At 70.5% G+C, this 23,014-nt stretch carries 25 protein-coding genes; 14 read left to right on the top strand and 11 right to left on the bottom strand.

All coding sequences use genetic code 11. The features are described from left to right. The first annotated feature begins 16 nt into the window (after positions 1 to 16). From ACFOYY_RS27945 to ACFOYY_RS27920, 6 genes are all read left to right on the top strand, one after another. On the top strand, positions 17 to 856 hold the full coding sequence (locus tag ACFOYY_RS27945) for a class I SAM-dependent methyltransferase (protein WP_362772563.1): 840 nt from the start codon (positions 17 to 19) through the stop codon (positions 854 to 856). 29 nt (positions 857 to 885) lie between these two features. Next, entirely contained in the window at positions 886 to 1,812 is a 927-nt protein-coding gene (locus ACFOYY_RS27940; RefSeq protein ID WP_352009927.1) for a lysylphosphatidylglycerol synthase transmembrane domain-containing protein, read from the top strand. A gap of 91 nt (positions 1,813 to 1,903) precedes the next feature. After that, positions 1,904 to 3,025, top strand: a complete 1,122-nt coding sequence (locus ACFOYY_RS27935; protein ID WP_386193464.1) for a glycosyltransferase family 4 protein — start codon at positions 1,904 to 1,906, stop codon at positions 3,023 to 3,025. Between the two features lie 71 nt (positions 3,026 to 3,096). Continuing rightward, complete coding sequence (locus tag ACFOYY_RS27930) at positions 3,097 to 4,191, top strand: nucleotidyltransferase family protein (protein WP_352009925.1); 1,095 nt, start codon at positions 3,097 to 3,099, stop codon at positions 4,189 to 4,191. Positions 4,192 to 4,260: 69 nt separating this feature from the next. Continuing rightward, complete coding sequence (locus ACFOYY_RS27925) at positions 4,261 to 5,097, top strand: DNA-3-methyladenine glycosylase family protein (RefSeq protein WP_352009924.1); 837 nt, start codon at positions 4,261 to 4,263, stop codon at positions 5,095 to 5,097. Positions 5,098 to 5,381: 284 nt separating this feature from the next. Beyond that, positions 5,382 to 7,976 (top strand): bifunctional FO biosynthesis protein CofGH, encoded by a 2,595-nt coding sequence (locus tag ACFOYY_RS27920; RefSeq protein ID WP_386193460.1) that lies wholly within the window; start codon positions 5,382 to 5,384, stop codon positions 7,974 to 7,976. 42 nt (positions 7,977 to 8,018) lie between these two features. Here the strand turns inward: ACFOYY_RS27920 and ACFOYY_RS27915 are convergent, their stop codons facing one another. Beyond that, entirely contained in the window at positions 8,019 to 8,651 is a 633-nt protein-coding gene (locus ACFOYY_RS27915; protein ID WP_352009922.1) for a TetR/AcrR family transcriptional regulator, read from the bottom strand. 168 nt (positions 8,652 to 8,819) lie between these two features. Here ACFOYY_RS27915 and ACFOYY_RS27910 point away from each other — a divergent pair, with 168 nt between their 5' ends. Continuing rightward, on the top strand, positions 8,820 to 9,440 hold the full coding sequence (locus tag ACFOYY_RS27910; protein ID WP_386193456.1) for a DUF4386 domain-containing protein: 621 nt from the start codon (positions 8,820 to 8,822) through the stop codon (positions 9,438 to 9,440). On the opposite strand, the gene ACFOYY_RS27905 is transcribed toward ACFOYY_RS27910, so the two are convergent. Both ACFOYY_RS27905 and ACFOYY_RS27900 read right to left on the bottom strand, forming a co-directional pair. Further along, entirely contained in the window at positions 9,420 to 10,037 is a 618-nt protein-coding gene (locus ACFOYY_RS27905) for a phosphotransferase-like protein (RefSeq protein ID WP_352009920.1), read from the bottom strand. The genes ACFOYY_RS27910 and ACFOYY_RS27905 overlap by 21 nt on opposite strands. Positions 10,038 to 10,208: 171 nt before the next feature. Then, the gene (locus ACFOYY_RS27900) at positions 10,209 to 10,703 is read right to left on the bottom strand and encodes an FBP domain-containing protein (RefSeq protein ID WP_352009919.1); all 495 of its coding nucleotides are present in this window, start codon (positions 10,701 to 10,703) and stop codon (positions 10,209 to 10,211) included. A 72-nt stretch (positions 10,704 to 10,775) separates the two neighbouring features. Between ACFOYY_RS27900 and ACFOYY_RS27895 the strand changes: the two genes are divergently transcribed. Both ACFOYY_RS27895 and ACFOYY_RS27890 read left to right on the top strand, forming a co-directional pair. After that, complete coding sequence (locus ACFOYY_RS27895; RefSeq protein WP_362910191.1) at positions 10,776 to 11,345, top strand: TetR/AcrR family transcriptional regulator; 570 nt, start codon at positions 10,776 to 10,778, stop codon at positions 11,343 to 11,345. 49 nt (positions 11,346 to 11,394) lie between these two features. Beyond that, positions 11,395 to 11,868 carry a DUF1203 domain-containing protein gene (locus ACFOYY_RS27890; protein WP_386193452.1) on the top strand — a complete coding sequence of 158 codons (474 nt, stop codon included), beginning with the start codon at positions 11,395 to 11,397 and terminating at the stop codon, positions 11,866 to 11,868. A 25-nt stretch (positions 11,869 to 11,893) separates the two neighbouring features. Here the strand turns inward: ACFOYY_RS27890 and ACFOYY_RS27885 are convergent, their stop codons facing one another. From ACFOYY_RS27885 to ACFOYY_RS27875, 3 genes are all read right to left on the bottom strand, one after another. Continuing rightward, the gene (locus ACFOYY_RS27885) at positions 11,894 to 12,166 is read right to left on the bottom strand and encodes a type II toxin-antitoxin system RelE family toxin (RefSeq protein WP_352009916.1); all 273 of its coding nucleotides are present in this window, start codon (positions 12,164 to 12,166) and stop codon (positions 11,894 to 11,896) included. Next, positions 12,163 to 12,450, bottom strand: coding sequence for a type II toxin-antitoxin system Phd/YefM family antitoxin (locus ACFOYY_RS27880; protein ID WP_352009915.1), 288 nt, complete (start codon positions 12,448 to 12,450; stop codon positions 12,163 to 12,165). The genes ACFOYY_RS27885 and ACFOYY_RS27880 overlap by 4 nt, the downstream gene beginning before the upstream one ends. A 182-nt stretch (positions 12,451 to 12,632) precedes the next feature. Next, positions 12,633 to 12,953, bottom strand: a complete 321-nt coding sequence (locus ACFOYY_RS27875; RefSeq protein WP_386193447.1) for a cupin domain-containing protein — start codon at positions 12,951 to 12,953, stop codon at positions 12,633 to 12,635. A gap of 79 nt (positions 12,954 to 13,032) precedes the next feature. On the opposite strand from ACFOYY_RS27875, the gene ACFOYY_RS27870 reads away from it, so the two are divergent. Then, a complete protein-coding gene (locus ACFOYY_RS27870) occupies positions 13,033 to 13,974 on the top strand; it encodes a GlxA family transcriptional regulator (protein ID WP_362773274.1) in 942 nt (313 codons plus the stop codon). Here the strand turns inward: ACFOYY_RS27870 and ACFOYY_RS27865 are convergent, their stop codons facing one another. Beyond that, the gene (locus ACFOYY_RS27865) at positions 13,975 to 14,352 is read right to left on the bottom strand and encodes a DUF4267 domain-containing protein (protein WP_352009913.1); all 378 of its coding nucleotides are present in this window, start codon (positions 14,350 to 14,352) and stop codon (positions 13,975 to 13,977) included. A 786-nt stretch (positions 14,353 to 15,138) separates the two neighbouring features. Here ACFOYY_RS27865 and ACFOYY_RS27860 point away from each other — a divergent pair. Beyond that, on the top strand, positions 15,139 to 15,933 hold the full coding sequence (locus ACFOYY_RS27860; protein ID WP_352009912.1) for an AfsR/SARP family transcriptional regulator: 795 nt from the start codon (positions 15,139 to 15,141) through the stop codon (positions 15,931 to 15,933). A 52-nt stretch (positions 15,934 to 15,985) separates the two neighbouring features. Beyond that, positions 15,986 to 16,798 (top strand): 3-oxoacyl-ACP reductase FabG, encoded by an 813-nt coding sequence (fabG, locus tag ACFOYY_RS27855; protein WP_352009911.1) that lies wholly within the window; start codon positions 15,986 to 15,988, stop codon positions 16,796 to 16,798. A gap of 195 nt (positions 16,799 to 16,993) precedes the next feature. Here the strand turns inward: fabG and ACFOYY_RS27850 are convergent, their stop codons facing one another. From ACFOYY_RS27850 to ACFOYY_RS27835, 4 genes are all read right to left on the bottom strand, one after another. Continuing rightward, complete coding sequence (locus ACFOYY_RS27850) at positions 16,994 to 17,935, bottom strand: aromatase/cyclase (protein WP_386193442.1); 942 nt, start codon at positions 17,933 to 17,935, stop codon at positions 16,994 to 16,996. 114 nt (positions 17,936 to 18,049) lie between these two features. After that, on the bottom strand, positions 18,050 to 18,295 hold the full coding sequence (locus ACFOYY_RS27845) for an acyl carrier protein (protein ID WP_352009909.1): 246 nt from the start codon (positions 18,293 to 18,295) through the stop codon (positions 18,050 to 18,052). Positions 18,296 to 18,354: 59 nt separating this feature from the next. Next, positions 18,355 to 19,611, bottom strand: a complete 1,257-nt coding sequence (locus ACFOYY_RS27840) for a ketosynthase chain-length factor (protein WP_386193439.1) — start codon at positions 19,609 to 19,611, stop codon at positions 18,355 to 18,357. Next, positions 19,608 to 20,879: a beta-ketoacyl-[acyl-carrier-protein] synthase family protein gene (locus tag ACFOYY_RS27835; protein ID WP_352009907.1), complete on the bottom strand. Its 1,272-nt coding sequence runs from the start codon at positions 20,877 to 20,879 to the stop codon at positions 19,608 to 19,610. The genes ACFOYY_RS27840 and ACFOYY_RS27835 overlap by 4 nt, the downstream gene beginning before the upstream one ends. 219 nt (positions 20,880 to 21,098) lie before the next feature. Between ACFOYY_RS27835 and ACFOYY_RS27830 the strand changes: the two genes are divergently transcribed. After that, positions 21,099 to 21,857: a phytanoyl-CoA dioxygenase family protein gene (locus ACFOYY_RS27830; RefSeq protein WP_386193436.1), complete on the top strand. Its 759-nt coding sequence runs from the start codon at positions 21,099 to 21,101 to the stop codon at positions 21,855 to 21,857. 26 nt (positions 21,858 to 21,883) lie between these two features. Further along, on the top strand, positions 21,884 to 23,005 hold the full coding sequence (locus ACFOYY_RS27825) for a DegT/DnrJ/EryC1/StrS family aminotransferase (RefSeq protein WP_352009905.1): 1,122 nt from the start codon (positions 21,884 to 21,886) through the stop codon (positions 23,003 to 23,005). Positions 23,006 to 23,014 lie beyond the last annotated feature (9 nt).

Raw genomic sequence — 23,014 nt, 5'->3', positions numbered from 1 at the left:
GAACGGTGAACGGACGATGAGCGGCGAGCGGGTTGCGCAGCTGGAGTACTCCGAGTTCCAGGCGGCCATGCTGGACGAGGAGAAACGCCGCCGCAAGGCCGCGAAGATCGTGGCGGTGCTCGGCCACTTCCTCGGCAGGAGGGAGCGGGTCCTCGAAGGGCTGACGGTCGCCGACATCGGCTGTTCGGCCGGGTTCATCGCCGACGAGCTGGCGGCGGCGGGCGCGCGGCGGACGTTCGGCGTGGACATCGACGTGCCGGGCCTGCGCAAGGCCTCGGCGCGGTTCGGTGAGCGGGTCAGCTTCGTCTGTGCCGACGGTACGGCGCTGCCCTTCCCCGACGACTCCATCGACGTGCTGGTCTTCAACCACATCTACGAGCACGTGGTGGACCCTGACGCGATCATGGCGGAGATGCGCCGGGTGCTGGCCCCCGACGGCGTGCTCTACCTGGGCCTGGGCAACCGGCTCGGGGTGATGGAGCCGCACTACAGGCTGCCGTTCCTGTCCTATCTGCCGCCCGCGCTCGCCGACCGTTACGTGCGCCTGTCCGGGCGGGCCGACAGCTACTACGAGCGCTACCGGACCCGCAGGGGGCTGCGCCGGATGGTCAGGGGACTGCGGGTGTGGGACTACACCTTCCCGGTGCTGGCCACCCCGGCGGAGTTCGCCGGGTCCGAGCTGTTCCCCGGCGCGGTCGGCCGGGCCGCGGAGGGTGTCCTGTCCCGGCTGCCACGGCCGGTGCTCGGCGCGCTGCTGCCGGTCGTGCCGACCTACCTGTGGGTGGCGACCAAGGGGCGACGCCGTCCCGCGGGGGCCGCCCTGCCGCAGCCGCCGGAGCCGGTGCTCCCTCTGTGAGACCCCTGTGAGATTGGAACCGTGAGAGCGTGAAACGCCTGGTCCGGATCGCGTTCCTGGTCGTCGCGCTCGGCTTCGGCGCGTGGGCGGTCGCCCGGCAGTGGGACGACATCCGCGCCGGGTTCGCCCGGCTCTCCTGGCCCGGCCTGGTCCTGTCGCTGCTGGCCGTCATCGCCGCGCTGGGCGGCGGGATGATGACGTGGCGGGCGCTGCTGGCCGACCTCGGCTCGCCGCTGCCATTCCGCCCCGCCGCGAAGGTCTTCTTCGTCGGCCAGCTCGGCAAGTACATCCCCGGCTCGCTGTGGCCGGTCCTGGCCCAGATGGAGATGGGCAGGGAACTCGGCGTGCCCAGGTCGCGCAGCGCGGCGGCGTTCTTCCTGACGATGCCGGTGCAGCTGGGCAGCGGGCTGGTGGTCTCGGGGGTGACGCTGCTGGCCGCCATGCCGGGTTCGGCGGCGCCGTACGCCTGGGTGTTCCTGCTGATCCCGGTGCTCGCGGTGGCCTTCGAGCCCCGGGTGGTCAACGCGGTCCTCGGGTTCGGGCTGCGGAAGCTGGGGCGTGAGCCGCTCGAACGCCCGCTCACCCGCGGGGGCATGCTCACCGCGCTCGGCTGGGCGCTGCTCGGCTGGACCGCCTACGGCCTGCACCTGGCCGCCGTCGTCCGTGACTTCGGCCCCTCCGGGCTTTCCGCGATCGTCTTCTCCATCGGGGCGTTCGCGCTCTCCTGGTGCCTGGGCATCATGACGTTCGTGGTCCCGGCGGGGGCGGGGGTGCGCGAGGTGGCCATGGTCGCGGTGCTGGCCCCGGTGCTGAGCCAGGGACAGGCGATCACGGTGGCGCTCTGCTCCAGAATCGTGATCGTGGTCGGTGACCTTGTTTGCGCCGGTGCGGCCGGGATCGCGGCCCGTCGTGACGTCGGTCCCACGCACGATCAAACAACGGGAAAACCCGTGTGATATACCCCACGTTTTCGAAGACGCTCGCAATAGAGTGAGGGGGAAATGGGAGAAGGAGCCCGCGCTGACCCTTGAGGGGGAGTGATCGTTCTTGACGCCCCGAGTGCTCGTCGACGCGGCCGCGGTTCCGGCTGACCGTGGTGCTCTGATCAGATATGTCGACGGACTTCTCGCCGCGCTTGACCGGGCGGGAGCCGACCTGGCGATCGTGTGCCAACGCGCCGACGCCGAACGTTACGCCGGGCTCGCCCCTTCGGCCAGGATCGTTCCAGGGCCGCTCGGCATCGCCAACCGGGCCGCCAGGATCGCCTGGGAGCAGACCGGGCTGCCGGTCGTCGCCCAGCAGGTGGGCGCCCGGGTGATCCACGCCCCCTACTACTCGATGCCGCTGCGTTCCGGGTTGCCCGCCGTGGTGACCGTGCACGACGTCACGTGGTTCACCGAGGCCTCCCAGCACGACACGGTCAGGGCCTCCTTCTTCCGCTCGGCGACCCGCACCGCCGTACGGCACGCCGCGCGGGTCGTCGTCCCCTCGAAGGCGACGAGGGACGAGCTGGTCAGGGTGCTGACCGCCGACCCGACGAGGATCGACGTGGCCTACCACGGGGTCGATCCCCGGCTGTTCCACCGGCCCTCGGAGCGGGAGCTGGCGCACGCGGCCGACCGGCTCGGGCTGCACGGCACGCCGTACGTTGCCTTTCTCGGCCCGATGGAGCCGCGCAAGAACCTGCCGAACCTGATCAGGGGGTTCGCCAGGGCGGTGCGCGAGCTGCCCTCGCCGCCCGCGCTGGTGCTGGCGGGCGGGGTCCACGAGGCCGACGTGGACGCCGCGATCGACGAGGTGCCCTCGGACGTCAGGGTCGTCCGTCCCGGCTTCCTGGCCTTCTCCGACCTGTCCGGCTTCCTCGGCGGCGCGCTGGTGGCGGCCTTCCCCTCCCGAGGGGAGGGCTTCGGGCTTCCCGTCCTTGAGGCCATGGCCTGCGGCACACCGGTGCTGACCACGCACCGGACCTCGCTGCCCGAGGTCGGTGGGGACGCGGTCGCCTACACCGAGCCCGACGAGGCCAGCATCGCCGACGCGCTGCGTTCGCTGCTGACCTCGCCGGAGCGCCGCGCGGCGCTTTCCGAGGCGGGGCACTCCAGGGCGAAGGAGTTCACCTGGGACGCCTCGGCCGAGGCCCATCTGTTGTCCTATCAGCGTGCGCTCGATTAGCGAAAGAATCGATCTTCCATCGGTTAATGGGCTATTCAGCACGCCGTTGAACGGTGAGCTAATCTCGCGGGATGATGGAGACCTCTTTGTCGGAGCTTGAGGCGATTCTTCTTGTCGGAGGACAAGGAACGCGACTGCGTCCGCTTACCCTGGGCACCCCGAAGCCGCTGCTGCCCACGGCGGGGGTCCCCTTCCTGGCGCACCAGCTGGCGCGGGCCCGTTCGTTCGGGGTACGGCGCATCGTGTTCGCCACCTCCTACCGGGCCGAGATGTTCTCCGAGGCGTTCGGGGACGGCTCGGCGTTCGGGCTCTCGCTGGAGTACATGACGGAGGAGACGCCGCTGGGCACCGGCGGCGCCATCAGGAACGCCGCCGACGCGCTGACCTGCGGCCCGGACGCCCCGGTGCTGGTGCTCAACGGCGACATCCTGTCCGGCCACGACATCGGCGACCAGGTCGCCAGGCACATCGCCAGACAGGCCGCGGTGACGTTGCACCTGACCGAGGTCGAGGACCCCTCGCGGTTCGGCTGCGTGCCGACCGACGGGGACGGCCGGGTGACCGCGTTCCTGGAGAAGACACCGAACCCGGTCACCAACCGGATCAACGCGGGCTGCTACGTCTTCACCCGCTCGGTGATCGACACCATCCCGGCGGGGGAGGTCGTCTCCGTCGAACGGGAGACCTTCCCCGGCCTCATCGAGGACGGCGCCTTGGTGCTCGGCTACGCCGACGCCTCCTACTGGCTGGACGTGGGCACCCCCGCCGCGTTCGTCCAGGGTTCCCGCGACCTGGTCCTGGGCCGGCTGGCCTCCCCGGCCCTGCCCGGACCGACCGGTGACCTGCTGGCGCTGCCCGGCGCCGTGGTCGACGCGGGGGCGAAGGTGGACGGCGGTTCCGTCGTCGGCGCCCGCGCGGTCGTCGAGGCGGGGGCGCAGGTCTCCGGCAGCGTGCTCGGCGACGACTGCGTGATCCGCGCAGGGGCGTCGGTGACCGACTCGGTCGTGGGCATCGGGGCCAGGGTCGAGCCGGGCGCGGTCCTGCGGGACGTGGTCGTCGGTGACGGCGCCGTCGTCGGGCCGGGTAACGAACTGCTCGCGGGCAGCCGGGTCTGGCCGGGTGTCGTGCTGCCCGAGTGCGCCATCCGTTTCTCCAGCGACCGCTGACCCGCTCCCTTGGCGGAAAGACGGTGGCGGCCGGACCGGCCGCTCGATCTCAGGGCGACTCTGCGTCCGTTGCGGCACGGTCCCGGGGACCCCGCCTGGCGGCACACCCCCGACGGGGCGTTCTGGCGCACCTGCGCCACCCCCGACGGACCGGGCACGCTGCGGGTCGCCGTCGCCGACGGCCGCGTCACCGGTGCGGCGTGGGGCCCCGGAGCCGGATGGCTGCTGGAGACGCTGCCCGCGCTGCTCGGCGAGGACGACGACGTCTCGGGCTTCGTCCCGGAGCACGAGGTGGTACGGCGCGCGGCGAAACGGCACGAAGGGCTCAGGATCGGACGGACCTTCCGGGTCTTCGAGTCCCTGGTGCCCGCCGTACTGGAGCAGAAGGTGGTCAGTGAGGAGGGCTGGCGGGCGTGGCGGTGGCTGCTGTACCGCTACGGTGAGCCGGCTCCGGGGCCCGCGCCCGAGGGGATGCGGGTCTTTCCCGGACCTGAGGTGTGCCGGTCGATCCCCTCGTGGGACTGGCACCGGGCGGGGGCCGAGGCCGTACGGGCCAGGACGATCGTGAACGCCGCCCGGTACGCCGCGAGGCTGGAGGCGGCGGGGGACAGCGCCGCCACCGATCTGCTGCTGCGGGCGCTGCCGGGGATCGGGGTGTGGACGTCGGCCGAGGTGCGTCAGCGCTCACACGGCGACGCGGACGCGCTCTCCGTCGGCGACTATCACCTGTCGTCGCTGGTCGGCTGGGCGCTGACGGGGCGGCGGACCGACGACGCGGGGATGTTGCGGCTGCTCGCCCCCTACCTGGGGCATCGTCACCGGGTCAGCAGGTTGCTGAGGTCGGACGGCGAACGCCCGCCCGCACGGGGGCCGAGGGCACGGGTGCGGGACTACCGATCCTTCTGACGGGGAGCCTTCTCCTGGACGTGGCAGGGTCGTCGTCGCGCCAGTCACGGCCGTCACGGGTGTCGGTGCCTAGCAGCGGGGCCAGCGCGGACACGGCGAGCAGGGCGAGGAGGAACCAGAGCATCGTGAACTCCTGTGGAGCGGTTTCCGGGGATGCCTCCAATATATGCAGGTGCAATAATTTACGTCTATCGAGATTTGCTTGAGGGTCCACTTAAGCAGTGCTGAAGTCGGAGCCGTACCCCGCGCCCGGTCCGTCCGGAGCAGGGTCGTAATGTGCCGTCATGAGCGACAACCCCACCGACAGCGCGATGCGTAGGGCGCTGGCCCGCGCCCGTGACGGCAAAGCTCTTGATCTCACCGAAGCCACCGTCCTCCTGCACGCCAGGGACGGTCATCTCGACACCCTGCTCGAACACGCCGGCCGAGTCAGGGACGCGGGTCTCGAAGCCGTCGGACGGCAGGGAATCATCACCTACAGCCGCAAGGTCTTCATACCGCTGACCCGTCTGTGTCGTGACCGCTGTGGGTACTGCACGTTCGCGACCGCTCCGCACAAGCTGGAGAGCGTTTTCCTGAGCCCTGACGAGGTGCTGGAGATCGCCGGACAGGGCGCCGCCATGGGGTGCAAGGAGGCGCTGTTCACCCTCGGCGACCGCCCCGAGGACCGCTGGCACCAGGCCCGCGAGTGGCTGGACGCGCACGGCTACGACGACACGCTCTCCTACGTCCGCGCGATGGCCATCCGGGTCCTTGAGGAGACCGGCCTGCTGCCGCACCTCAACCCGGGCGTCATGACCTGGCGTGACCTGCAACGCCTCAAGCCGGTCGCGCCGTCGATGGGCATGATGCTGGAGACGACCTCACGGCGCCTGTTCGAGGTAAAGGGCATGCCGCACCACGGCTCCCCCGACAAGGACCCCGCCGTACGGCTGCGCGTCCTTGAGGACGCGGGCCGCAGCAACGTGCCCTTCACCACCGGCATCCTCATCGGCATCGGCGAGACCATCGAGGACAGGGCCGAGTCGCTGTTCGCGACGCGCAGGGTGGCCCGCGAGTACGGCGGTCTCCAGGAGACCATCATCCAGAACTTCCGCGCCAAACCGGACACCGCGATGCGCGGCATGCCCGACGCCGACCTGCAGGAACTGGCCGCCACGATCGCGGTCTCCCGGCTGGTCCTCGGCCCCCGGATGCGGGTGCAGGCCCCGCCGAACCTGGTCGACGCCGAGTACGACCTGATGATCAGGGCCGGGATCGACGACTGGGGCGGTGTCTCGCCCCTGACCCCCGACCACGTCAACCCGGAACGGCCGTGGCCGCAGATCGAGGAACTCGCCGCCCGTACCGCCGCCTCCGGCTTCACGCTGCGTGAGCGGCTGACGATCTACCCCGAGTACGTGCTCGCGGGTGAGCCCTGGCTCGATCCCCGCCTGCACGCGCACGTGGCGGCCCTCGCCGACCCGGAGACGGGGCTGGCGCGGGAGGACGCCGTCCTCGTCGGCCGTCCCTGGCAGGAGCCCGACGGCGGCTTCGTCTCGGCGGGCCGTACCGACCTGCACACCGCGGTGGACACCGAGGGGCGGACCGCCGACCGTCGCGAGGACTTCGACGACGTCTACGGTGACTGGGACGCGCTCAGGGAACGGCTGCCCGTGGCCGCCGCTCCCTCCGTGCTGGTCGGGGAGGTCGGCCGGGCCCTGCGGAAGGCCGCGGAGAGCCCGGCCGCGCTGACCGAGGAGGAGGCCGTCGCCCTGCTCGACGTGGCGGGCGACCAGAACGGGGCAGGGGCCGACGACGCGGCCCTCGACGAGCTGTGCCGGATCGCCGACGACCTGCGCAGGCAGGCGGTCGGCGACGACGTGACCTTCGTGGTCAACCGCAACATCAACTTCACCAACGTCTGTTACACCGGCTGCCGCTTCTGCGCGTTCGCGCAGCGCCGTACCGACGCCGACGCCTACACCCTCAGCCTGGAGCAGGTCGCGGACCGGGCCTGGGAGGGCTGGCAGGCCGGGGCGACCGAGGTGTGCATGCAGGGCGGCATCCATCCGGACATGCCGGGCGACGCCTACTTCGACATCGCCAGGGCGGTCAAGGCGAGGGTGCCGGGAATGCACGTCCACGCCTTCTCCCCGATGGAGGTCATCAACGGTGCGAGCCGTACGAACCTGTCCATCGAGGACTGGCTCGTCGCGGCCAGGGAGGCGGGGGTCGACTCGCTGCCCGGCACTGCGGCCGAGATCCTCGACGACGACGTGCGCTGGGTGCTGACCAAGGGCAAACTGCCGGCCAGGGAGTGGATCGAGGTCATCTCGACCGCGCACCGGGTCGGCATCCCGACGACCTCGACGATGATGTACGGCCACGTGGACACCCACGCCCACTGGGTACGGCACATTCAGCTGATCCGCCGCATGCAGGAGGAGACGGGCGGTTTCTCGGAGTTCGTCCTGCTGCCGTTCGTGCACCACAGCGCGCCCATCTACCTGGCCGGGATCGCCAGGCCGGGACCGACGGCGCGGGAGAACCGCGCCGTGCACGCGCTGTCCAGGATCCTGCTGCACGGCGCGATCGACAACATCCAGTGCTCGTGGGTCAAACTCCGTGACGACCTGTGCCGTCAGGTGCTCCAGGGCGGCGTCAACGACCTGGGCGGCACGTTGATGGAGGAGACGATCAGCCGGATGGCGGGCTCGGAGAACGGCTCGTTCAAGACGATCACCGAGATCGGGGAGATGGTGGCCCCGACCGGGCGGCGGATCCGTCAGCGGACCACGGAGTACGGCACGCCGGACGCCGAGCGGCTGGCCGCCTCGGCCGCCAGCGACGGCGTCTGCCGCAGTGTCCGGGGCCTGCTGCCCCTCGAACAGGTCTGAGTCGCTGGGCGGGGCCCCTCGGCGGGGTTCCCGCCCGGCGTGTCATCTCCTCCGCGTGAGTCCGTCGAGGATCAGGTCGAGCCCGAAGTCGAACTCGTCGCCGAAGTCGTAGCCGGGCTTGAGAACGTGCTCGGTCGCCATCTCGACGAGGTGGGGATATCCTTCGGCGAAGGCCTGCTGCGCCATCGGCTCGACGATCTCGGTCACGTTCCGCGGGCCGTCGAAGGGCAGAGACGCCTCCTGGAGGGCGAAGCCGTACACGTAGCTGTCGAGCAGCGCGTAGGCGTGGGCGGCCATCCGCACCGGGAAACCCGCCCCGCGCAGGATGCCGAGGACCGCGTCGTGGTGCCGCAGGGTCGCGGGGCCGGGGGTGGTCCGCGACTCCAGGAGCCCGAGCGCCCAGGGGTGGCGCCGCAGCACGAGACGGGCCGAGGACGCCCGCCGCCGGATCTCCTCTCGCCAGTCGCCGTCGGCCGACGGCAGCTCGATCTCCTGGAAGACGAGGTCGACGATGCCGTCGAGGATCTCCTCCTTGCCGGCGACGTGATGGTAGACCGACATCGGTTTGACACCGAGCTCCTGGGCGAGCGAGCGGATCGTCAGCGACCCGATTCCCCCCGCGTCGGCGACCGCGAGGGCGCCGCGCAACACCCGTTCACGGCTGAGCTGAGCCATCGCGCCCTCCTGGACGATTGTCGTTTCGTACTTAGTACGTTACCGTGACCGTACTTAGTACGAGCGCACTCCGGGCCGGGCTTCGCCGGGCCCGGTGACGTCCGGGTCCGGTGAAGCTCGGTCCGGTGAAAGAGGGAAGAGATGTCAGCCAGAGCAACGGGACGAGCCGTGGGTGCTCTTTTTCTGCTCGCGTTCGTCGTGTACATCCCCGGCAACGCCCTGACCGGTGCCGCCGCCGACCAGATGCGGACGTCGGCGGGAGCACTGTTGATGCTGGTCAACTCCGTCGCCGTCGCCGGCATCGGAGTGCTGATGTTCCCCGTCCTGAAACGCCACCACGAACTCTCCGCCCACGCCTACCTGGTCTCCAGGGTCGTCGAGGCGGTGATGCTGGCCGTCGGGATCGTCTTCCTGCTTCTGCTGATCCCCCTCGCGCGGGACATCTCCCTTTCCCCGTCGTTGGCCGCCGTCCTGCGGCAGGGGAACCTTTACGCCTACCAGATCGCCATGGTCTCCCTGGGCCTTGGCAGCCTGCTGTTCTGCCGCGTTCTGTTCCGGGCGAAACTCGTGCCCGGATTCATGGCGGTGTGGGGGGCGGTGGGCTACGCCGTTTTCGCGGTGGGTGCGATTCTCGAAATCCTCGGGTACGGCGTCGGCACGGCCCTTTCGGTTCCCGGCGGCCTTTTCGAAGTAGGCCTGGGAGTGCTGCTGACGGTGAAGGGATTTCCCGCCGAGTCCGAGGAGGCCGAGGCCGAGAAGGCCCGGGCCCTACCGGTGCTTCCGGGGTGATCGGCCCGGCCGTCGCAGCGTTCGCCTGAGCGTCTCGAAGGCGGTCGGGCGCGGCAGGTCCGGCAGTGCGTCGCTGATCCGGACGGCGCATTCCCGCGGGCTGTGGACGCTCGTGTCGACGTCGATGTCATGCAGTTCGTGGGAATGGACCCGGTGGTACTGCAGAGCCGCCAGCCCGGGTTGCCGGTCGCCACGTTCGGCCTCACGGCGCTCCAGTTCGGGCAGCGGGCAGCGCACCGCCACCAGCACCGTGTTCTCGGGCACGAGCACATCGAGAAGGTCCAGCAACCGCCAGCGTCGGCTGAGCGGATGGTCGACCACAAGGTTGTTCCCCGCCGCGGCCATACCGGCGACGGCGCGGTGGAAGCCCTTCACGGTGCGGTCGACCTCGGCCTGCAGGTCCTCCTCGGCTATCTCACGCTTGCACCGCATCGCGTGAAAGGCGTCAACCGGCATGTGGAACCACGTCCCGTCCAGGACGTCGAGCAGTTCCCCGGCGATGCTGCTCTTGCCGGAACTGGACGTGCCGTTGAGCAGAATGACCCTGCCTCCGGCCGGGGTTCCGGGAACGGAGGCATGATCCGGATCCTGCGCCATGTCACCCTTCCCCTGGTGATCACCGAACTCGATCATCGTAGATGGGCAAGATCCGCCAGGGCGACCGCGAGACATGCGATGCCGCCTCCGGATGACCGTACGGCCGGTCGCCGGAACTTCGCCACACGCGTTGCCGAGCGACACGAACCTCTTTCCGGTGGTCGTGCGGGACTACTCGACGACCTTGTTCAGGAAGTTCGTGAGGTTGGTGGCGGTGCGGGTTATCAGTTCCTCCAGGGTCAGGGACTCGTGGAGACGGGCACCGGGGGCGGCTTCCTTCTTGCCGCGGAGGTAGAGGGAACAGGCCAGGTCGGTGCAGATGTAGGCGCCGACGGAGTTGCCCTGCTGCCCGGTCTTTCCCGCCCTGCGGGCGGTCAGCAGGCTCACGCCGTCTCCGGGGTGCACGGTCAGGCACAGCGAGCACATGCTGCGCCGTACATGACCGGCGTGGGGGGCGGCCTGGCGCAGGGCGATCGCCACGAGGCCGTCGCCGGACTCGGCGACCATGTAGGCCCGCTCCGGTGAGGCGGGATCGCGCCAGCCGAGGAAGTCCAGGTCGTCCCAGGGCCGCGTGGCCAGATCCCGGGGTACGGCCAGCCGCTTCGCCTCTCCTTTGGTGCAGTTGACGAAGGCCGCGCGGATGTCGCGCTCGGTAACCGGTCTCATGGTTGGGACGCTATCCTTTCCTAGGAACTCTAGGCAAATGGTTAATTCATCTAAGTTGTGAGAGGGAGGCGTATGGCGCGCGCGGGAGTGACCGTCGAACGGCTGACGCGGGCGGCGGCGGACCTGGCCGACGAGATCGGCTTCGAGAACGTGACCGTCTCGGCACTCGCGCGGGGATTCGGCGTCACGGACGCGAGCCTGTACTCCCACGTCAAGAACGTGCGCGACCTCAGGACGAGGGTGGCGATCCTCGCGCTGACCGAGCTGGCCGACCGGGCCGCCGCCGCGCTGACCGGGCGTTCGGGCAAGGACGCGCTGGTGGCCTTCGCCAACGCCTACCGCGACTACGCCAGGGAACATCCTGGGAGATACGCCGCGGCGCGCTTCGAACTGGACCCGGAGAACGCCTCCGCCGAGGCGGCCACCCGGCACTCGACGATGACGCGGGCGCTGCTCCGCGGCTACCACCTGCCGGAACCCGCCCAGACGGACGCCGTACGGCTGCTGCACGGCTTCTTCCACGGGTACGTCAGCCTGGAGACGGCGGGCGGGTTCAGCCACTCGAAGGCGATCGACGAGTCCTGGGCCAGAAACCTGGACGCCCTCGACGTCCTCCTGCGGAACTGGCCGTCGCAAATGTGAGGTCCGAGGAGCGCCGGTGCCCGGGTGCGGGCGGTACGACGATGGCGGCATGGGATATGAGATTCGGGCGATCGACGCCCAGGTCGTGAAGGAGTTGCTGGAGGGTGACGACGCGGGCCGCCCGCCCCGGGTGTCGACCGAGCGGGAGGGCGCTCCGCTGCGCTGCTGCCTGACCAGGGCGGGAGCGGGGGAGAGGGTCGCGCTGCTGTCGTACGCGCCGCTGCGCCGGTGGGCGGCGGAACGGGGCGTGGACCCGGGCGCCTACGACGAGCAGGGGCCGATCTTCGTGCACGCCGGCGACTGTCCCGGCGCCGGGTCCGACGGCTGGCCCGCGGGGCACGAGTCGCACCGGATGCTCCGGGCCTACGCCACGGACGGGCACATCCTGGGGGGACGCTACCTGGCCGCCGGCGAGGACCCGGACACGGCGCTGCGGGAGGTGTTCGAGGACCCGGAGACGGCGGTGGTCCACGTCCGCGCGATCGAATTCGGCTGCTTCCACTTCGAGGTACGGCGCGGCTGAGGACAGACCGCACACGGTGACGATGTCAGGTGTGGTATGAATCCCGGCGGTGTTTGACGACCTGAACCGTCACCGTGTGCTTGTCCTCATCGATGCGGTAGATCACCCGGTAGGTCCCGCGTCGGGCGACGTGGAGGCCCTCATATGGCTCCTGGAGGGGTTTGCCGACGCGCCACGGTTCTTTGGCGAGCGCGCCGGTGATCAACTCCCAGGCCGCGACCGCCACTGTCTCGGGCAGACTCGCCGTCAGGGCACGTCGTGCGGGAGGGGCCAGGAGGACGGTGTAGCGGTCGCTCACGCGCTGGCCCTGCCAAGACGGTTCGCCATGATGGCGGCCATCTCCTCCTCGGTGGTCACATCGCCGCGGGCCTCGGCGGACGCCGCCTCGACCAGGTCGGCGCGCATCTGTGGGTCGGCGAGGATTTCCAGGGTCTCCTGGAGGGACTCCCACTCGGCCACGGACACGATCACGGCGTGTGGCCGCCCGTTCCGGGTCAGGGTGAAGTGGTCATGCTCGCGAGCGGCCCGGTCGGCCAGTTCGGTCAGCCGATCCTTGGCCTCACTGATCGGGATGATCTCCATACGTCCATGATATCTGCTTGGCCGATATGACGGCCAGATTCTCGGCCATTGCCCTCCCTGGGCGACGTCCACGTGACCTGGAGCCCCTGGGGATCGGGTCCGGTGAACACGGTTCGGCGCCCGACGTGGTTTTCGCGGGATGGCACCGTGTGACCTGGGGCTCAGACCTCTGGCGGAAGGGTTCAGCCCTCCGGGTAGAAGAGGAAGAGGGTGCAGCCGACGGTCGTCCGGGGGACGTGGGAGGAGCCCGCGGGGGCGTGGATGAAGGTGCCAGCAGGGTAATCCCGGTCGCCGTCGTTGAAGACCCCGGAGACCACGAAGACCTCCTCGGGGCCCGGGTCGTGGACGTCGATCCCCTGCCAGGACGTGTTCGGGTCCATCTGGAGCACGTAGGCCTTGGCGCCGTCGCCCCCCTTCCACAGGGAGTGCAGGCGAATGCCGGGAAAGAGCTCACGAACCGGGGCGTCCTGGACGGTGGACCACACATACCGCTCTGTCGTCATGTGGCCAGCCTGGTGGCCGGCCGTCTCCCTGCCGAGTGTCAGGAATGACGTCGTACGGTACTTTCTTGCCATGCATCGGATGACGGCGCTCGTCCGCCCCGGGCAGTCGACCTTCGAACTCGCCTGCGCGGCCCAGGTGTTCGGGGTCGAACGGCCGGGCCTTCCCGTCAGGTACGCCTTCGGCGTGTGCGCGGAGCGGCCCGGCCCGATCCCGACGCTCGCCGGGTACGACATGCTCGTGAACGACGGGCTGGAGGCACTCGACCATGCGGACACCGTGGTCGTCCCGGGCTGGCTGCCCGTCGAGGAGCCGCCGTCTTCCGAGGTCGTCCGGGCGCTGCGTCGCGCGCACTCCCGTGGCGCGCGGGTGGTCAGCATCTGCTCCGGCGCCTTCGCGCTGGCGTACGCGGGTCTGCTCGACGGACGGCAGGCGACCACTCACTGGGCGTTGGCGGGGGAGTTCGCCAGACGCTTCCCGCATGTCCGGTTGGACCCGGACGTGCTGTACGTGGACCACGGCGACGTGGCCACCAGCGCCGGGGCGGGGGCCGGGTTCGACCTGTGCGTGCACCTGGTCCGTGGCGACCAGGGGGCCCGGTACGCCGCGCACATCGCCAGGACCATGGTCATGCCGCCGCACCGTGAGGGCGGGCAACTGCAGTACTCGGCGCCGCCGCACCCCGAGCAGATCGACGGCACGCTCGCGCCGTTGCTGGAGTGGGTCGCCGGGAGGCTCGACGAACCGGTGACCGTCGAGGACATGGCCGGGTGGGCGGGGCTCTCGGCGCGCACCCTCGCCCGGCGGTTCACCGACCAGCTCGGCACGAGCCCGGGACAGTGGCTGCTCGCCCAGCGGATCGCCGTCGCCCAGGACCTGCTGGAGTCCTCCGACCTCCCGCTGGAGGCCGTCGCCCGCCGGGCCGGCCTCTCCTCCTCAACCAACCTCCGCAGGCGGTTCCTCACGGCCCTGGGCACGACCCCCGGCGCCTACCGCCGAGCGTTCCGGGCCCGGTCGCGGTGATCAGACCATGAACAGCAGGGCGGCGCTGAGGAGGACGGTTACGGCGGTGGCGAAGTGGATGCCGAAGGCGACGGCCTTGGTGCCGCCGTGGCGTAGGACGATGACCGTGTCCACGAACGGGACGATCGCGACGACGAGCATGAACCACGCCTCGGCCCTGGCGCCGGCGAAGGCCAGCAGGGCCAGGCCGAGGAGGCCGTAGGTCAGGTCGCGCAGCCCCTTGATGGTCAGGTAGGCGGCGTCGCCGTTCTCCTTGGCGGGGACGCCGTAACCGGCGGCGGCGGGGCCCGGCGTCAGGAGGAACCTGAGGCCGATGAAGGCGATGAGGAGATCGAGGAGTACGGCCAGCCCGTAGGCGACGGGGGTGAGCATGAGCATCTCTCTTTGCTAGCAACGCTAGGAACAGGAGTGAAGCTAGCATGCCTTAGGCAGGAAATCTAGCGGCGCTAGGAATGGGGTGGAGGTACTCCTGGAGGGCGGACGGCGACGGCCTCCGGGAAACGGGGACGAGTTGTGTGGGGGGTGATGGCGGGGTTCCCGAGAAGACGACTCCTGGGGAACGGGGCGAGTCATGCGGGAGGCGACGGCCTCGGAGGGGGGCGGCGCTTCGGAGGGCGTTCCCGGAGGGGAGCGGGCGGTTGTGGCGCCTCGGGAAAGGGGTGGCGAGCCGTGGGTGTGACGGTGTTCCCGGTGGAGGGAACGTTCCCGAAGCTCATTGAAAAGAGCGGCCGGCGCTTCCCCGCCGATGTCTCAGGATTATTCGCGTGGCAATGGTTGACATATTCTTGAAAAGAATTCCTTCGGTCCGGAGTCGATGGGCGACGGAGAGTGATACGCCTTCGTCCGTCCTGTCTAATAGGCGGATCGGATGCCGGGGGGAGGGGTGGAAGAAGAGCGTGTGGCCTGCGTGTTACGCCGAAGTTAACGCTGTGAGGTGTGTCGTTCCGTAGTGCGGGGGACACGGGAATGAATCATCGTGTATTTTTCACGGTCAAGATCATGATGTGGTCACATGGTTTCACAGATGGATGTGTGTAAGGCTCTGAGGGTGCTGGACAGGGAGTTGAAGACGTCAGATGTAAAGTACCTGTAAATAGAAGAGGGGGTTATCTGTTGGATATCAGTGTCCTTGGTCCGCTGAGAATCAGTGAAGGCGGAATCTCCGTGGTGCCGAGCGCGGGCAAGCCACGGCAGGTCCTCTCCCTTCTCGCGCTGCGCGGGGAACGGGTGGTCCAGGTGTCCACCCTGATGGAGGAACTCTGGGGGGACCGCATACCGCGCAGCGCCTCCACGACCCTGCAGACCTACGTGCTCCAGTTGCGTAACAAGATCGCCGCCGCGCAGCCCAGGGAGTCGGGACGTTCCCCCAAGGAGCTTCTTGTCACCTGTTTCGGCGGCTACATGCTCAAACGCGGCCCGGGGCTCTCCGACGCCGAGGAGTTCGAGGCGCAGGCCACCGCGGGCATCGCCGCGCACGAGGCGGGTGACCCCCGGGCACTGGCCACGCTCGAACGGGCCCTGCGGCTGTGGCGGGGGCCGGCCCTGGTGGACGTCCCGCACGGCAGAATCCTGCAACGCGAGGTCATGAGCATGGAACACCTGCGGATGAGCGTGCTCGAACAGCGGATCGACGCCGCCCTGCAACTGGGCAGACAGGCCGCGCTGCTCCCCGAGCTGAGTGTCCTGGTCGCCGAGCACCCCATGCACGAGGGCTTCCGTTCCCAGCTCATGCTGGCGCTGTACCGCACGGGCAACGTGTCACGGGCGCTTGAGGAGTTCCACCGGCTGCGGGCCAAGCTCGTCGAGGAACTCGGCATCGAACCGTCGGCCCGCCTGCGCCGCCTGCACCTGGCGATGCTCGCCGGGGACCCGACCCTCGACCTGGTCACCGACGGCGGAGGCATCCGGCCCAGGCCGTACGGCGTCGGCCTCCCCGAGAGCTTCTCGACCAGGGTTTGAGCGCGCTGCGGCACTCTGCACGTGAGGTGTTCGCCGAAGCGAGGGAGCCGAGTTGACCGACACGACCGACATCACGCCGACCGACCGTCCCGCGCGTCCCGTCGCCCTCGTCACCGGGGCGACCAGCGGGATCGGGCGGGAGATCGCCGAACGGCTCGCCCGCCGTGGCGCCGCGGTCTTCGTCTGCGCCCGCGGGGCCGAGGACGTCGCCGCGACCGTCAAGTCCCTGCGTGAGCAGGGGTACGAGGTGGACGGCACGACCTGTGACGTCTCCAGGCCCGAGGAGATCCGCGCGTTCGTGCGCACGGCCAGGGAGCGGTACGGCCCCGTCGACATCCTGGTCAACAACGCCGGGCGCAGCGGGGGCGGAGCCACCGCCGAACTCGACGACGACCTCTGGTTCGACGTCATCAACACCAACCTCAACAGCGTGTTCCTGATGACGAAGGAGGTGCTGAACGCGGGCGGGATGCTGGCGGCGGGCCGGGGCCGCATCATCAACATCGCCTCGACGGGCGGCAAGCAGGGGGTGGTGCACGCCGCGCCGTACTCGGCCTCCAAGCACGGTGTGGTCGGTTTCACCAAGGCGCTCGGCCTCGAACTGGCCAGGACCGGCATCACCGTCAACGCGGTCTGTCCCGGGTTCGTCGAGACGCCCATGGCCGAGCGGGTGCGCAAGCACTACGCCGCGATCTGGGGGGTGGACGAGGAGGAGACCAAGAGCCGCATCACCACCCGCGTCCCGATCGGGCGTTACGTGGAGCCGAAGGAGGTGGCGGCCATGGTGGACTACCTCGTCGACGACGACGCCCAGGCCGTGACCGCCCAGGCTCTCAACGTCTGCGGCGGCCTGGGCAACTACTGACGGCTCCCGGCCGGGCCTGACCTGACGAGGAGGGGCGGCGCCGCCCAAGGGCGGGGCCGCCCAGGACGGGACCGCCACGGCGCGATCGCCCTAGACGGACAGTGCCAGACAGACAGTGCCAGACAGACGGTGCCAGACAGACGGTGCCGCCCCGGAGCCCGCTCGGCTCCGGGGCGGCGTCATGTCATCGGGGTGTCACCGGGCGGCCCTGGCCTGGGCGGCGGCCGCCTCCAGAGTGGCCAGGCTGTTGCGGCTCAGCGCCGTGCGGACGTACTCCCGGGCGTCGGCGAGCGTACGGCCCGGCCCGAGGACGGCGGGCACCGCCTCCGGCGAGATCACCGCGGTGTGCCGGGAGGTCACGACCGCTCCACCGGTGCCGCCGGGGCCGTCGGTGAACGTCCACAGTCCGCTGTGGCCGAGCAGCAGGGCCGGGGTGAGCTGCTGTTTGTAGGCGATCCAGGCCCCCGGCTCGCAGATCCGGATCGAGCGGGTCTCGTGCGCCGCGCCGTCCGCCGTACGGGTGCTCATCTCCAGCACCTGCGCGCCCTGCGCGTCCTCACGCAGGCTGACCCGTTCGACGTGCGGCAGCCGCCGCTCCCACAGGTCGGCGCGGTGGATGAAGTCGTAGGCCTCGGCGGCGGTCCCCGGCACCTCGACGGTGTCGGTGAAGGAGACGACCACGTCCTGTGGGCGCGGTGCCAGGGTGGCGATCCGGGCGAGGGCGGCCAGTTCCTCGGGACTGTTGCGGTCGAGCGCGGCGGTGACCCAGGTGAGGGCCTCCGGCGTGCCGTCGGTCTCGAAGACGTGCTCAAGGACGATCTCGGTCCGGCCGCCGGGAAGCTCGCGGAAGCGCCAGCCGCCTCCCATCGAGGAGAGCGGGGGCCTGCTGTGCTCCTGCCGGAAGGTGACCGAGAGCCCCTGCGGGTCCAGCTCCCTGCGCGAGGTCCAGCTCCGCACCTCGTCGTTCACCACGGCCCAGATGCGGAAGCGCTCCCGGTTCGCGTCGCGTTCCAGGTGCCGGACGTACACGCTGGGCCCGAAGACGGCGGGCCAGGTCCCGGCGTCGGAGACCAGGTCGTACAGCACGCGGGCCGGGGCGTCGACCGTGAGCGTGTGCTCGGTGCGGTGTGTGCTCATCTACTGGCCTTTCGATGTCACGTCGGGGAAGGTCCCGTCCCGGGAGGGCGCCACGCCCGGAAGGTCCGAGGAAGTCCTGGGAAGGCGCCGAGACCCGGGAGGGTCGGGGAGGTCTCAGGAGCGGGCCGCCGCGTTGGCCAGGGACAGCAGCGCGGCCGGGGTCTCGGCCGCCATGACGTCGCCGTCGTCGAGGTCGATGCCGTAGCGCTGCTTGAGCCTGGCGGCGGTCTCGATCAGGGCGAGGGAGTCGTATCCCAGCTCCTCGAACGTCCGGCCGTCGCCGTCGAACTCGGCTCCCTCGGCCTCCCCGGCGCACTCCACCAGGACGCGGCGCAGGTCGTCGATGCTCAGTGCGGACATGGTCGTGCTCCTTTCACACCACGCCGTCTTCCACGGCGTGGTTCGGGCTGGGAACGGGATCAGTTCGTCCAGGCGCGTACCACGACGGCCGCGTTGAAGCCGTGCCTGCCACGGGCCACGACGAGAGCGGTGGAGACCGGCAGGGCGCGCGGCTCCCCGACGACGAGGTCGATGCCGTAGGAGCCGGGGACGTCACTGGTGTGCGCGGTCGGCGGGATCACCCCGTCCCTGATGGACAGCAGGGCGGTCACGACGTCCAGCGGGCCGCCGCCCGCGTAGAGCCGTCCGGTCAGGGCCTTGGGCGCGGTCACCGGCACCGCCCCCGGGCCGAACAGGCCGCTGATGGCCTGGGCCTCGGCCAGGTCGAGGCGCGGCACGCCCGCGGCGTCGGCGAAGACCACGTCGATGTCGCCGGGCCGCAGACCGGCGCGGGCGATGGCCTGCTCGGCGGTGTGGCGCAGCGCGGGCGGCCGGTCGGAGCCGGGAGGCGGGTCGAAGGCCGCCGCGTATCCGGCGATCTCACCGTAGATCCGCGGCGCTCCCCGGCGTTCGGCGGCCTCGGCGGACTCCACGACCAGTACGGCCCCGCCCTCGCCGGGCACGTAGCCGCCGGCCGCGGCGTCGAAGGGCAGGTAGGCGCGGCGCGGGTCGGACTCCGCGCTGACCAGGCCGCCCGCGAACTGGGAGAGGTACCCCCACGGGTCGAGCGCGGAGTCGACCCCTCCGCTGATCACCAGGCCGGTGCCCTCCCGCACCGTACGGCAGGCGTGCCCCAGCGCGTCCAGCCCGCCCGCCTGCTCGCCGACCAGGGCGGCACCGGGGCCGCGCAGCCCGTTGCGGATGGAGATCTGGCCGGTGTTGACCGCGTAGAACCAGGCGAAGGACTCGTAGACGCTGACGTAGGACGGCCCCTGGTCCCACAGCTTGTGGAACTCCCTGTGGGTGAACTCGAACCCGCCGGTGGCGTTGGAGGTGATCACCCCCATGTCGTAGTTCTCCCCGTCGCCGGGTTCGACGGCGGCGTCGGCGAGCGCCCAGTCGGCGGTGGCCAGCGCCAGCCGGGTCGAGACGTCGGTCTGCGGCAGCAGCCTGGCGGGCAGGTGGTCCTCGGCGACGAACCCGGTGATCTGCCCGGCCAGTTTGAACGGGTAGCCGGAGGTGTCGAACCTGGTCATGTCCGTGATGCCGCTGCGGCCTTCGAGCACGTTCCGCCAGTACTCCTCGGTGCCCAGGCCGTTGGGCGCGGCCACGCCGACGCCCGTGACGACCGTGGGAACGTGCCCGGCCGGCGCGGGCCGTACGGCCGGGCCGCTCACGCGACGGCTCGCAGGACCATGGCGCTCTGGAAGCCGCCGAAGCCGCTGCCGACCGTGAGCACGGTGCGCACCGGCAGCTCCCTGGCGGTCAGCGGCACGTAGTCCAGATCGCAGGCGGGGTCGGGTTCGTGGAGGTTGGCGGTCGGCGGCACGACGTCGTACTCGATGGCCAGCGCGCAGGCGGCGATCTCGATGGCGCCGATCGCGCCGAGCGAGTGGCCGACCATCGACTTGATGGAGCTGACCGGCACCCGGTAGGCGTGGGAGCCGAGCGCCAGTTTGAAGGCGGCGGTCTCGTGCCGGTCGTTCTGCTGGGTGCCCGAGCCGTGGGCGTTGACGTAGTCGATGTCGGTGGCGTCGGCCCGCGCGTCGTCGAGCGCGTTCCTGATCGCCTCGGCCATCTCCCGGCCGTGCCTGGTCAGGCCCGTCATGTGGTGGGCGTTGCACCGGGTCGCCGAGGCGCCGAGTTCGGCGTAGATGTGCGCGCCCCTGGCCCGCGCCGCCTCGTACTCCTCAAGGACGAACACGGCGGCCCCCTCGGCGAGGACGAAGCCGTCACGGGTCCGGTCGAAGGGCCGGGAGGCGTGTTCGGGGTCGTCGTTGCGCGGTGTGCTCGCCTTGATCGCGTCGAAGCAGGCGACGACGATCGGCGAGATCGGGGTGTCCGTCGCCCCGGCGATCATGATGTCGGCGCTGCCCTCCCGGATGAGCCGTACGGCGTGGCCGACCGCGTCGATGCCGGAGGTGCACCCGTCGGAGACCATCGTCACCGGCCCCTGCGCCCCGACCGTCCAGGCGACCTCGGCGGGCATCGCCCCCGGGCTCAGGTAGTCGAACATGTGCGGCGACAGGTAGGCGGGGTCGACGAGCCAGTTCCTGCCCGCGTCCGACATGACGAGGTACTCCTTCTCCAGGCTGGTCGCCGAGGCGACCGCGCTGCCCAGGCTCACCCCGACCCGGTAGGGGTCGAGCGCGTCGAAGTCGAGTCCGCTGTCGGCGACCGCGTCCCGGGTGCAGGCGACGGCGAACTGCGTCGCCCGGTCCATCCTGCGGATCTGCCGGGGGGTCAGGCCCTCGGCGACGGGGTCGAAGGCGGCCTCGGCCGCGACCTGCGAGCGGAAGGGTGAGGCGTCGAAGAAGGAGATCCGGCGGGTGGCCGTCCTCCCCGAGGTGAGCAGGTCCCAGAACTCCTTGGTGCCTGCCCCGCCGGGAGTGCGGACGCCCATCCCCGTCATGACGACGCGCCGGCCTCTGGCTGAACTTTCCATCGGCGTACCTCCAGGCTGTGTACCTGTGTGCGGGCGTCCGTCGATCGCGGAGCCAGCAGCAGCATGGGTCAGCCGCCTTGAGCACAGCTCGAAATCGGCTCGGGGACCCGATGGAGGAAGGCTCGACCGCGCTTCGAGTCGTGTCGGAGACACTCGCGCCGTCCGATCGTTCCCGGCGTCCACGAGGGCGCCGCGGGGCACACGGGAAGGAGCAGGCACATGCCCGACCTCGTCTCCGACGAAGTGGTTGAGCGTTATCGGCGGGAGGGGTTCATCCGAATCCCCGGCGTACTGACGCCGCAGGAGGTGGAGAGCCTCCTGGCGGTCTCCCTTCTCCGTCTCGACGAGGCGGAGAAGGTGAACTGGGACCGGGCCGACGGGCGGGTCATGGACTGGGTTCCCCACGTCGACCGTGTCAGTGAGGAACTGCGCGGCCTGGCGCTGCACCCCCGGGTGACAGCCGTCGCCGAACGGCTGGCGGGAGGCCCGCTGCGGCTGTTCAAGTCGGAGCTCCTGCGCAAGGGCACCGCGGGGTCGGCCCTGACCCCGCTGCACGCCGACGCCCCGGCCATCCCGTTCGCCGGCCGGTCCATCGGCCTGACCGCCTGGGCGGCGCTGACCGACGTCCCGGTCGAGCGGGGCTGCATGAGCTACATCCCCGGCTCGCACCTGGTCCCGCACGAGCGGGACGACTCCGGGGACCAGGACCCCTTCCGCTGCCCGGTGAACCTGGTCTGGGAGCCGCGGGTCACCGTCCCGGTCCGGGCCGGGGACGTCACCTTCCACCACGAGCGGGTCCTGCACCTGGCGGGCCGCAACGACACCGACGAGGTCAGGGTCTCGCTGGCCACCGTCTACATGGACGCCGAAGCCGTCTACGAGCCGAGCGACCTCGTCCCCGACGACCTGGGCGGGCTGCTGCCCGGCCAGCCGCTCGACGACGACCGCGTCTTCCCCCTCATCGGAGCCCACAGCTGACCACCGGAAGGACCGGGAGCACGTTCATGAGCACCTACGTCTGGAGCTACCTGGCGGAGTACGACAACGAGCGCGAGGACATCCTCGACGCCGTGGACACGGTCTTCCGTTCCGGCCAGCTGATCCTGGGGCCCAGCGTCAAGGGTTTCGAGGAGGAGTTCGCCGCCTACCACGGGCTCAGGCACAGCGTCGGCGTGGACAACGGGACGAACGCCGTCAAGCTGGGGCTTGAGGCGCTCGGGGTCGGCCCCGGCGACGAGGTCGTCACGGTGTCCAACACCGCGGCCCCCACCGTGGTCGCCATCGACGGGGCGGGGGCCAGGCCCGTCTTCGTGGACGTCCGCGAGGAGGACTTCCTCATGGACACCGCCCAGGTGGCCGCCGCGATCACCCCGCGGACCAAGGCGCTGCTGCCGGTGCACCTGTACGGCCAGTGCGTGGACTTCGCGCCGCTGCGCGCCCTGGCCGACGAGCACGGGCTGAAGATCCTTGAGGACTGCGCCCAGTCGCACGGCGCCCGTCACCACGGCAGGCTGGCCGGGACGCTCGGGGACGCCGCGGCCTTCTCCTTCTACCCGACCAAGGTGCTCGGCGCGTACGGCGACGCGGGGGCGGTGGCCACCTCCGACGACGAGATCGAGCAGAACCTGCGGCGGCTGCGCTACTACGGCATGGAGAAGGTCTACTACGTCGTGCAGACCCCCGGGCACAACTCCCGGCTCGACGAGGTGCAGGCCGAGATCCTGCGCCGCAAGCTCCGCAGACTCGACTCCTACATCGCCGCACGTCAGGCGGTCGCCAGGCGGTACGAGGAGGCGCTCGGCGACCTCACCGGCCCCGGCGGGCTGCTGCTGCCGTCCACGGCGCCGGGCAACGAGCACGTCTACTACGTGTACGTGGTCCGCCACCCGGAACGGGACCGGATCATCGAGCGGCTCAAGTCGTACGGGATCTCCCTGAACATCAGCTACCCCTGGCCGGTGCACACGATGACCGGCTTCTCCCACCTGGGCTACGGCGCCGGGTCGCTGCCGGTGACGGAACGGCTGGCCAAGGAGATCTTCTCCCTGCCGATGTACCCGGCGCTGTCGGAGGAGCTGCAGGACAAGGTGATCGCCGCGCTGCGCGAAGTGCTGTCCACGCTGTAGGAGCCGACC

Origin of the sequence: Streptosporangium jomthongense, from assembly GCF_042650425.1 — a bacterium.
In the GTDB taxonomy this organism is placed as follows: domain Bacteria; phylum Actinomycetota; class Actinomycetes; order Streptosporangiales; family Streptosporangiaceae; genus Streptosporangium.
Note: the sequence above shows the minus strand (reverse complement) of the source record. Positions and strands in the feature narration are given on the sequence as shown.

Excerpts from the sequence above, each read along its gene's own strand:
- ACFOYY_RS27945 (WP_362772563.1), top strand. The coding sequence starts at position 17 with ATGAGCGGCGAGCGGGTTGCGCAGCTGGAGTACTCCGAGTTCCAGGCG.
- ACFOYY_RS27905 (WP_352009920.1), bottom strand. The coding sequence starts at position 10,037 with ATGGCGCAGGATCCGGATCATGCCTCCGTTCCCGGAACCCCGGCCGGA.
- ACFOYY_RS27825 (WP_352009905.1), top strand. The coding sequence starts at position 21,884 with ATGAGCACCTACGTCTGGAGCTACCTGGCGGAGTACGACAACGAGCGC.
- ACFOYY_RS27845 (WP_352009909.1), bottom strand. The coding sequence starts at position 18,295 with ATGTCCGCACTGAGCATCGACGACCTGCGCCGCGTCCTGGTGGAGTGC.
- ACFOYY_RS27900 (WP_352009919.1), bottom strand. The coding sequence starts at position 10,703 with ATGAGACCGGTTACCGAGCGCGACATCCGCGCGGCCTTCGTCAACTGC.
- ACFOYY_RS27830 (WP_386193436.1), top strand. The coding sequence starts at position 21,099 with ATGCCCGACCTCGTCTCCGACGAAGTGGTTGAGCGTTATCGGCGGGAG.
- ACFOYY_RS27850 (WP_386193442.1), bottom strand. The coding sequence starts at position 17,935 with ATGAGCACACACCGCACCGAGCACACGCTCACGGTCGACGCCCCGGCC.
- ACFOYY_RS27890 (WP_386193452.1), top strand. The coding sequence starts at position 11,395 with ATGGGATATGAGATTCGGGCGATCGACGCCCAGGTCGTGAAGGAGTTG.
- ACFOYY_RS27835 (WP_352009907.1), bottom strand. The coding sequence starts at position 20,879 with ATGGAAAGTTCAGCCAGAGGCCGGCGCGTCGTCATGACGGGGATGGGC.
- ACFOYY_RS27865 (WP_352009913.1), bottom strand. The coding sequence starts at position 14,352 with ATGCTCATGCTCACCCCCGTCGCCTACGGGCTGGCCGTACTCCTCGAT.
- ACFOYY_RS27915 (WP_352009922.1), bottom strand. The coding sequence starts at position 8,651 with ATGGCTCAGCTCAGCCGTGAACGGGTGTTGCGCGGCGCCCTCGCGGTC.
- ACFOYY_RS27875 (WP_386193447.1), bottom strand. The coding sequence starts at position 12,953 with ATGACGACAGAGCGGTATGTGTGGTCCACCGTCCAGGACGCCCCGGTT.
- ACFOYY_RS27880 (WP_352009915.1), bottom strand. The coding sequence starts at position 12,450 with ATGGAGATCATCCCGATCAGTGAGGCCAAGGATCGGCTGACCGAACTG.
- ACFOYY_RS27920 (WP_386193460.1), top strand. The coding sequence starts at position 5,382 with ATGAGCGACAACCCCACCGACAGCGCGATGCGTAGGGCGCTGGCCCGC.
- ACFOYY_RS27930 (WP_352009925.1), top strand. The coding sequence starts at position 3,097 with ATGATGGAGACCTCTTTGTCGGAGCTTGAGGCGATTCTTCTTGTCGGA.
- ACFOYY_RS27870 (WP_362773274.1), top strand. The coding sequence starts at position 13,033 with ATGACGGCGCTCGTCCGCCCCGGGCAGTCGACCTTCGAACTCGCCTGC.
- ACFOYY_RS27895 (WP_362910191.1), top strand. The coding sequence starts at position 10,776 with ATGGCGCGCGCGGGAGTGACCGTCGAACGGCTGACGCGGGCGGCGGCG.